Here is a 9435-nt window from a genome sequence, read left to right on the forward strand (position 1 = left end):
GAGCCTTACTTGCCTTTAATCTCATACAGCGGCGTCTGACCTGCCACAACCTTACCGGTTGCCAGAATCACCAGCGCACTGTAATCGTCGCTGTTGCTGCACACGACCGGGCTGATCATGGAACGGGCATTGGCATTCAGGAAGTCCAGATCCATTTCCAGAATCGGCTGGCCAGCCTGCACTTCCGCGCCTTCTTCAACCAGACGTTTGAAGCCCTGGCCGTTCAGCGCCACGGTATCGATGCCCATATGGACGACGATTTCCGCGCCATTTTCCGTTTCCAGACAGAACGCGTGGTTGGTGTTGAAGATCTTCACGACAGTACCGGCAGCCGGAGCCACGACGGTTTTGTCGGTCGGTTTCACCGCCACACCATCGCCGACCGCTTTGCTGGCGAAGGCTTCATCAGGCACCTGCTCCAGCGCAACGATATCACCGGTAATCGGCGATACCAGCGCGGCGATGGTTTTGGCGTTAGCCACGGCCTGCGGTTTTGCAGTCGGAGCGGCCGCGGCCGGTGCCGCGTTGGCTTCTGCCGCCGCCACGGGTCCCGTCGTTTTCATCGCGTTAGCGATTTTTTCCGCCACGAAGCCGACAATGATCTGTACGCTGGTTTTGTTCAGGCGAATAACGCCAGACGCGCCCAGACGTTTCGCCAGCGCTTCGTTCACCAGTGAAGAGTCCTTAACGTTCAGACGCAAACGGGTGATGCACGCATCGATACCGGTCAGGTTGTCAGAACCGCCGACTGCAGCGATATACTGACGTGCCAGCCCTGCAACATCCTGCTCGCTGCCGCTGCTGACATTCACATCCTGGCCATCCGCTTCGCTACCGGCAACGGCCAGTTCGCGACCCGGGGTCATCAGGTTGAATTTGGTGATGGTGAAGCGGAAGACCACGTAGTAAATAACAAAGAAGACCAGACCCTGCGGGATCAGCATCCACCAGTGGACCGCCAGCGGGTTACGGGACGACAGCACCATATCCACCAGACCGGCGCTGAAGCCGAAACCGGCAATCCAGTGCATGCTGGCAGCGATGAACACGGAGATACCGGTCAGCACGGCGTGAATGACATACAGCACCGGCGCCACGAACATGAAGGAGAACTCCAGCGGTTCAGTGATCCCGGTAAAGAAGGCGGCAAAGGCGCCCGCCATCATAATACCCAGCACTTTTGCCTTGTTCTCAGGACGCGCGCAGTGGTAGATAGCCAGCGCCGCACCCGGTAAACCAAACATCATGATCGGGAAGAAGCCCGCCTGGTAACGACCGGTGATTCCCACAACCGCTTTACCTGCTTCGATGGACTGAGCGCCGCCGAGGAAGTTAGGGATATCGTTAATACCGGCAACGTCAAACCAGAACACGGAGTTCAGCGCGTGGTGCAGACCGACCGGAATGAGCAGACGGTTGAAGAACGCATACACGCCCGCACCGACGGAACCCAGTTTCTGGATATGCTCACCGAAGTTCACCAGACCGTCGAAGATAACCGGCCAGATGTACATCATGATGAACGCGACAACAATCATCACAAAAGAGGTGAGGATCGGCACCAGTCGGCGGCCGCTGAAGAAGGAGAGCGCTTTCGGCAGTTCAACGCTGCTAAAGCGGTTATACAGCTCCGCGGAAATGATCCCTACGAGGATCCCCACGAACTGGTTGCTGATTTTCCCGAATGCAGCCGGAACCTGATCCGCCGGAATCTTCTGGATCATGGAAACCGCAGCCGGAGAGCAGAGCGTGGTCAACACGAGGAAGCCCACAAAACCGGTAAGCGCCGCAGCGCCGTCTTTATCTTTGGACATACCATAAGCCACACCAATGGCAAATAGTACGGACATGTTGTCGATGATCGCGGAACCGGATTTAATGAAGAACGCCGCCAGCGCGTTGTCTCCACCCCAGCCTACCGGGTCAATCCAGTAACCGACACCCATTAATATCGCTGCCGCCGGCAGCGTGGCGACCGGCACCATAAGCGCGCGGCCAACCTTTTGTAGATAACCTAGAATACTCACTTTATTCCCCCTATGAGACCCCGATAAGGCTCATTCAAAGCCACTTTTTTATTGTGTAACCAGGTTGGTTTTTTAACTTACTTGCAAAGTGTGTGGAAAATTAATTCGTATCGCAAATTAAATGCGTATTTTTTGTGACTATAATCACCAAATATCGTATTAACCCCTCCCTGCGACTGGCTAACATCGAAAACTTATTTTATCATTCAAAAAATCAACACGGATTGACCCCGCTCGTCGTAGTGACTGTAATACTCTTAATAGTATGCCGGCGCCAATCCGCCAGGTTCTAATTTAACTATAGAGGTGAAGAATGAGACTGATCCCCCTGGTAACCGCTGAACAAGTCGGCAAATGGGCCGCTCGCCACATCGTTAACCGCATTAACGCGTTCAAACCGACGGCGGACCGTCCGTTTGTCCTGGGTCTGCCTACCGGTGGTACGCCTCTGACCGCTTACAAAGCGCTGGTTGAAATGCACAAATCAGGCCAGGTTAGCTTTAAACATGTTGTGACCTTCAACATGGACGAATATGTCGGTCTGCCGAAAGAGCATCCGGAAAGCTATCATAGCTTCATGCATCGTAATTTCTTTGATCACGTTGATATTCCGGCGGAAAACATTAACCTGCTGAACGGCAATGCGCCAGATATCGATGAAGAATGCCGCCGTTATGAAGAAAAAATCCGCTCCTACGGCAAAATCAACCTGTTTATGGGCGGCGTTGGCAACGACGGGCATATCGCCTTCAACGAACCGGCCTCTTCACTGGCCTCCCGTACCCGTATTAAAACCCTGACCCATGAAACCCGCGTGGCAAACTCCCGTTTCTTCGACGGCGACGTGGATCTGGTGCCGAAATATGCGCTGACCGTGGGCGTGGGCACCCTGCTGGATGCGGAAGAAGTGATGATTCTGGTACTGGGTCACCAGAAAGCGCTGGCGCTGCAGGCAGCGGTTGAAGGCAACGTCAACCATATGTGGACCATTACCTGTCTGCAGCTGCACCCGAAAGCGGTGATCGTCTGCGACGAGCCGTCCACCATGGAGCTGAAAGTGAAGACGTTGAAATACTTCAATGAATTAGAAGCCGAAAACGTCAAAGGGCTGTAAGGTAGTCTCGTCCTGCGGCCTGTCCGCAGGACATTTCATTTTTTTGCTACACCAGCTCCGCCAGGCGGCATCAGAGCAACCATACAGAAGCCAGCCTGCAGCAGAGCGCGTGTGAACCGGGGGTCGTAATGTATGCATTAACCCAAGGCCGGATTTATACCGGTCATGAAATTCTGGATGACCATGCGATTATCATCGCTGATGGCCTTATCGAACGTATCTGTTCACTGGCTGATTTACCGTCTGAGATTGAGCAACGCTCGGTCAATGGCGCCATTCTGGCCCCCGGTTTTATCGACGTCCAGCTGAACGGTTGTGGCGGCGTGCAGTTTAACGACAGCCCTGACGCAGTTACCGTCGAAACGCTGGAAATTATGCAGAAGGCCAACGAACGTTCCGGCTGCACCAGCTATCTGCCGACGCTGATTACCTCCAGCGATGATTTGATGAAACAGGGCGTGCGCGTCATGCGCGAGTACCTGCAAAAACATCCCAACCAGGCGCTGGGTCTGCACCTTGAAGGCCCGTGGCTGAACATCGTGAAAAAAGGCACGCACAACCCGGACTACGTGCGTAAGCCGGACGCTGCGCTGGTCGATTTCCTGTGTGAAAACGCGGATGTAATAACCAAAGTGACTCTCGCCCCTGAGCGCGTCAGTACCGAAGTGATTCGTAAACTGGTGGCTGCCGGGATCGTGGTTTCCGCAGGCCACTCCAATGCCACGCTGAAAGAAGCGAAAATCGGTTTTCGCGCGGGCATTACCTTCGCCACCCATCTGTACAACGCCATGCCGTACATCACCGGGCGTGAACCGGGCCTGGCAGGCGCGATTTTCGACGAACCGGACGTTTACTGCGGTATTATCGTCGACGGCATGCATGTCGATTATGCTAACGTGCGGAATGCAAAACGCCTGAAAGGCGACAAGCTGTGCCTCGTCACTGACGCAACCGCCCCGGCTGGCGCGCATATTGACCAGTTCATTTTTGCTGGTAAAACAATATACTACCGTAACGGGCTGTGCGTGGATGAAAATGGTACCCTCAGCGGTTCTTCGCTGACCATGATTGAAGGCGTTCGCAATCTCGTCGAGCATTGCGGTATCGCACTGGACGAAGTGTTGCGTATGGCAACCCTCTACCCCGCGCGCGCCATTGGCGTAGAGAAACAGCTCGGCAGCATCGCACCGGGAATGGTCGCTAACCTGACCGCCTTTACCCGCGATTATAAAATCATCAAGACCATCGTTAATGGTAACGAGGTCGTCACTGAGTAAGTAAAGAATGACAGCAGGCGGACATGCTCAAATTGGTAACGTTGATCTCGTAAAACAGCTGAACAGCGCGGCCGTGTATCGGCTCATTGACCAGCACGGCCCCATTTCGCGCATTCAGATCGCGGAACAAAGCCAGCTTGCCCCTGCCAGCGTGACTAAAATCACGCGTCAACTGATTGAACGCGGGCTGATCAAAGAAGTCGATCAGCAGGCCTCCACCGGGGGCCGCCGCGCCATCTCTATTATTGCGGAAACCCGCAACTTCCATGCTATCGGCGTGCGCCTTGGTCGCTATGACGCGACCCTGACCCTGTATGATTTAAGCAGCAAGACGCTGGAAGAAGAACATTTTCCGCTGCCGGAACGTACCCAGGAGACGCTGGAACATGCGCTGCTGAATATCATTGCGGCCTTTACTGAACGCTGCCAGCGCAAGATCCGCGAACTTATCGCCATCTCCGTGATCTTACCCGGACTCGTTGACCCGGAAAGCGGTGTGATTCGCTATATGCCGCATATTCAGGTCGAGAACTGGGGGCTGGTTGAAGCGTTGGAAAAACGCTTTAAAGTCACCTGCTTTGTTGGCCACGATATTCGCAGCCTTGCGCTGGCAGAGCACTATTTTGGTGCAAGTCAGGATTGCGAAGACTCTATTCTGGTGCGCGTCCATCGCGGTACCGGCGCGGGAATCATCTCCAACGGACGCATTTTTATCGGTCGTAACGGCAACGTCGGCGAGATAGGTCATATTCAGGTCGATCCGCTGGGCGAACGCTGTCACTGCGGGAATTTTGGCTGCCTGGAGACCGTCGCGGCGAACGCCGCCATCGAACAACGCGTGCGCCACCTTCTTGAACAGGGCTACCAGAGTAAACTGACTGCGGATGAGTGCACGATCAAAGCTATCTGCAAAGCCGCTAACAAAGGCGACGCCCTGGCCTGCGAGGTCATCGAATATGTGGGACGTCACCTGGGTAAAACCATTGCTATCGCCATTAACCTGTTTAATCCACAAAAAGTGGTGATCGCCGGCGAAATTGTCGAAGCAGAGAAGGTGCTGTTACCGGCGATTGAAGGCTGCATTAACGCTCAGGCACTGAAGGCGTTTCGCAAGAATCTGCCGGTCGTTCGCTCCACGTTAGATCACCGCTCCGCAATCGGCGCTTTTGCGCTGGTGAAACGCGCCATGCTCAACGGTATACTGCTCCAGCGTTTGCTGGAAAGCTAACGCGGCTATATAGTTTCGCCTTTCTTCAACGATGTCGGACTGTCCATGACCATTCAAAACGTAATCTGTGATATTGACGGCGTGCTGATGCACGACAATGTGGCCGTGCCGGGCGCTGCTGAATTTATCAAACGCATTCTTGAGAAAGATATGCCGTTGGTGATGTTGACCAACTACCCTTCCCAGACCGGGCAGGACCTGGCAAACCGCTTTGCGACCGCCGGGATCGACGTGCCGGATAGCGCCTTTTATACCTCCGCGATGGCCACCGCTGATTTCCTGCGCCGCCAGGAAGGCAAGAAAGCCTACGTGGTCGGGGAAGGCGCGCTGATTCACGAGCTTTATAAAGCCGGCTTTACCATTACCGACGTCAACCCGGATTTTGTTATCGTCGGTGAAACCCGCTCCTTTAACTGGGAGATGATGCATAAAGCGGCCTTCTTTGTCGCCAACGGCGCGCGCTTCATTGCCACCAATCCGGATACTCACGGCCGCGGCTTCTATCCGGCCTGCGGCGCTCTCTGTGCCGGAATTGAGAAGATCTCCGGCCGCAAGCCGTTCTACGTGGGAAAACCCAGCCCGTGGATTATCCGTTCTGCGCTGAATAAGATGCAGGCGCACTCCGAGCAGACGGTTATCGTCGGCGACAACCTGCGTACCGATATCCTGGCCGGTTTCCAGGCCGGTCTGGAAACCATTTTGGTTCTCTCCGGCGTGTCGACGCTCGACGATATCGACAGCCTGCCGTTCCGCCCTTCGTGGATCTATCCGTCCGTTGCCGAAATTGATATTTTCTGAACAAAACCACGTCCCAGGACGTGGTTTTTCATTTATCGCACTTCAAAAAAGAGACACATCTAATAAAAACGCCATGTCACTGCATATTCATCAATAAAGATGCTCAAAACATGTTCTTTTTTTAATATTCAGCAATCGCCATTGCGTTTTTTCTTTTACTGACCGTAAATCTCTTGCGCCTCCCTCTCCTTTGCGGCATTTTCTTAGACATGCACTGAGACCTCGCGATAAGACGACGTCTGCACAACATCACAACACGACAGGGTAATGGAGAAGGTTATGTGTTCAATTTTCGGCGTACTGGATATTAAAACTGACGCGGTCGAGCTGCGTAAAAAGGCACTGGAACTTTCCCGCCTGATGCGCCACCGCGGTCCGGACTGGTCCGGCGTCTACGCCAGCGATAAAGCCATTTTGGTCCATGAGCGTCTGTCTATCGTTGACGTGAACGCCGGAGCCCAGCCATTGTACAACGCGCAAAAAACCCACGCGCTGGCGGTAAACGGCGAAATTTACAACCATCAGGCACTGCGTGCGGAATATGGCGACCGCTATACCTTCCAGACCGGCTCCGACTGCGAAGTTATCCTCGCCCTGTACCAGGAAAAAGGCCCGGCATTCCTCGACGATCTGCAGGGGATGTTCGCCTTCGCCCTGTACGATAGCGAGCAGGACGCGTATCTGATTGGTCGCGACCATATCGGCATCATTCCGCTGTATATGGGTCACGATGAGCACGGCAACTTCTACGTCGCCTCAGAAATGAAAGCGCTGGTACCGGTCTGCCGCACAATCAAAGAATTCCCGGCAGGTAGCTACCTGTGGAGCAAAGACGGCGAGATCCGTCAGTACTATCAGCGTGACTGGTTCGACTATGATGCGGTTAAAGACAACGTCACGGATAAAAACGAACTGCGTCAGGCGCTGGAAGAGTCCGTCAAAAGCCATCTGATGTCTGATGTGCCTTATGGCGTGCTGCTGTCCGGTGGTCTCGATTCGTCGGTTATCTCCGCCATCACCAAAAAATTCGCCGCTCGCCGGGTTGAAGATCAGGAACGCAGTGAAGCCTGGTGGCCGCAGCTGCACTCTTTTGCCGTCGGCCTGCAGGGCTCGCCGGATCTGAAAGCCGCGCAGGAAGTGGCGAACCATCTGGGTACCGTCCACCACGAGATCCATTTCACCGTGCAGGAAGGCCTTGATGCCATCCGCGACGTTATCTATCACATCGAAACCTACGATGTGACCACCATCCGCGCCTCGACGCCGATGTATTTAATGTCGCGTAAAATCAAAGCGATGGGCATCAAAATGGTGTTGTCAGGCGAAGGTTCTGATGAGGTGTTCGGCGGCTATCTCTATTTCCATAAAGCGCCAAACGCTAAAGAGCTGCATGAAGAGACCGTTCGTAAGCTGCAGGCGCTGCATATGTTTGACTGCGCCCGGGCAAACAAAGCCATGTCAGCCTGGGGTGTGGAAGCGCGCGTCCCGTTCCTCGACAAGCAGTTCCTTGACGTTGCGATGCGTATTAACCCGCAGGACAAAATGTGTGGTAACGGCAAAATGGAAAAACATATCCTGCGTGAATGTTTTGAATCCTATCTGCCGGCCAGCGTCGCATGGCGCCAGAAAGAGCAGTTCTCTGACGGCGTAGGCTACAGCTGGATCGATACGTTAAAAGAGGTGGCGGCAAAACAGGTCTCCGACCAGCAGCTGGAAACCGCCAGCTTCCGTTTCCCGTACAACACGCCGTCTTCCAAAGAAGCGTATCTGTATCGTGAAATCTTCGAGGAGCTGTTCCCGGTTCCTAGCGCTGCCGAATGCGTACCTGGCGGCCCGTCAGTCGCCTGTTCATCGGCTAAGGCGATTGAGTGGGACGAAGCGTTCAAAACCATGAACGATCCGTCAGGACGCGCCGTGGGCGTTCACCAGTCAGCTTATAAATAATCACTTTGTACGATCGGCGGACCCCTCGGGGTCCGTTTTTTTATTGCTTTTTTTACCGCAGAAAAGCGATAAATAACCAATAATTGCCGATTATTCCATCACGCTGTTCGCAACCTAACCAAACAGTCACATTCCGGCGATTTTCATTGAAAAAGGGGTTGACGCTCGCAGGCCCAATACGCATAATGCGCCCCGCAACGCCGATAAGGTAACGCGAAAAAAAGATGGCTACGTAGCTCAGCTGGTTAGAGCACATCACTCATAATGATGGGGTCACAGGTTCGAATCCCGTCGTAGCCACCATCTTTTTTTGCGGGAGTGGCGAAATTGGTAGACGCACCAGATTTAGGTTCTGGCGCCGCAAGGTGTGCGAGTTCAAGTCTCGCCTCCCGCACCATTCACCCAAAGCGTTGCACGGATGGGGTATATCCAGGCTGTAAGATAGCCATTAAGGCTGCCGTAATAAGTTTGTAGATAACCTCATCTGGAAGTAAAAGATTTTTTTGTTGGGGTATCGCCAAGCGGTAAGGCACCGGTTTTTGATACCGGCATTCCCTGGTTCGAATCCAGGTACCCCAGCCATTTTCTTCGATGTTTGCGGTTCACCGCGACGGTTATTGGGGTATCGCCAAGCGGTAAGGCACCGGTTTTTGATACCGGCATTCCCTGGTTCGAATCCAGGTACCCCAGCCATCGAAGAACATGATAAACTTGGCTACGTAGCTCAGCTGGTTAGAGCACATCACTCATAATGATGGGGTCACAGGTTCGAATCCCGTCGTAGCCACCATATAAAGGACTTATTGATTCATTTCGATAAATCCAGAAAGAATTGTTGGGGTATCGCCAAGCGGTAAGGCACCGGATTCTGATTCCGGCATTCCGAGGTTCGAATCCTCGTACCCCAGCCAATTTTAAAAAGTCGTTCACACTGTGGACGCACCCGTTGGGGTATCGCCAAGCGGTAAGGCTCTGGTTTCTGATACCAGCATTCCGAGGTTCGAATCCTCGTACCCCAGCCACTTAATAACAAAAAAGCTCGCTTCG

6 protein-coding genes and 7 tRNA genes are annotated in these 9435 nt (G+C 53.8%); 12 read left to right on the forward strand and 1 reads right to left on the reverse strand.

The genetic code is table 11. From position 1 onward, the window contains the following. Nucleotides 1-5: 5 nt before the first annotated feature. Nucleotides 6-2027 (reverse strand): N-acetylglucosamine-specific PTS transporter subunit IIBC, encoded by a 2022-nt coding sequence (gene nagE / locus GRPL_RS03275; protein WP_032696394.1) that lies wholly within the window; start codon nucleotides 2025-2027, stop codon nucleotides 6-8. Nucleotides 2028-2340: 313 nt separating this feature from the next. Between nagE and nagB the strand changes: the two genes are divergently transcribed. The 12 genes from nagB to GRPL_RS03215 all read left to right on the forward strand — a co-directional run bounded on the left by nagB (nucleotide 2341) and on the right by GRPL_RS03215 (nucleotide 9410). Then, a complete protein-coding gene (nagB, locus tag GRPL_RS03270; protein WP_032700571.1) occupies nucleotides 2341-3141 on the forward strand; it encodes a glucosamine-6-phosphate deaminase in 801 nt (266 codons plus the stop codon). 128 nt (nucleotides 3142-3269) lie between these two features. Next, on the forward strand, nucleotides 3270-4418 hold the full coding sequence (gene nagA, locus GRPL_RS03265; RefSeq protein WP_032688842.1) for an N-acetylglucosamine-6-phosphate deacetylase: 1149 nt from the start codon (nucleotides 3270-3272) through the stop codon (nucleotides 4416-4418). A gap of 7 nt (nucleotides 4419-4425) precedes the next feature. Beyond that, the gene (gene nagC / locus GRPL_RS03260; RefSeq protein WP_004859587.1) at nucleotides 4426-5646 is read left to right on the forward strand and encodes a DNA-binding transcriptional regulator NagC; all 1221 of its coding nucleotides are present in this window, start codon (nucleotides 4426-4428) and stop codon (nucleotides 5644-5646) included. A 45-nt stretch (nucleotides 5647-5691) separates the two neighbouring features. After that, on the forward strand, nucleotides 5692-6444 hold the full coding sequence (locus tag GRPL_RS03255) for an HAD-IIA family hydrolase (protein WP_015584887.1): 753 nt from the start codon (nucleotides 5692-5694) through the stop codon (nucleotides 6442-6444). A 279-nt stretch (nucleotides 6445-6723) separates the two neighbouring features. Next, nucleotides 6724-8388, forward strand: coding sequence for an asparagine synthase B (gene asnB, locus GRPL_RS03250; RefSeq protein ID WP_004859583.1), 1665 nt, complete (start codon nucleotides 6724-6726; stop codon nucleotides 8386-8388). A gap of 226 nt (nucleotides 8389-8614) precedes the next feature. Further along, nucleotides 8615-8691, forward strand: a tRNA-Met gene (locus GRPL_RS03245). Between the two features lie 9 nt (nucleotides 8692-8700). After that, nucleotides 8701-8785, forward strand: a tRNA-Leu gene (locus GRPL_RS03240). A 110-nt stretch (nucleotides 8786-8895) separates the two neighbouring features. Next, nucleotides 8896-8970, forward strand: a tRNA-Gln gene (locus GRPL_RS03235). A 36-nt stretch (nucleotides 8971-9006) separates the two neighbouring features. Then, nucleotides 9007-9081, forward strand: a tRNA-Gln gene (locus tag GRPL_RS03230). A gap of 20 nt (nucleotides 9082-9101) precedes the next feature. After that, a tRNA-Met gene (locus tag GRPL_RS03225) sits at nucleotides 9102-9178 on the forward strand. Between the two features lie 46 nt (nucleotides 9179-9224). Next, nucleotides 9225-9299, forward strand: a tRNA-Gln gene (locus tag GRPL_RS03220). Between the two features lie 36 nt (nucleotides 9300-9335). Beyond that, a tRNA-Gln gene (locus GRPL_RS03215) sits at nucleotides 9336-9410 on the forward strand. Nucleotides 9411-9435: the final 25 nt, after the last annotated feature.

The organism is Klebsiella planticola ATCC 33531 (genome assembly GCF_000735435.1).
GTDB classification, from domain to species: domain Bacteria; phylum Pseudomonadota; class Gammaproteobacteria; order Enterobacterales; family Enterobacteriaceae; genus Klebsiella; species Klebsiella planticola.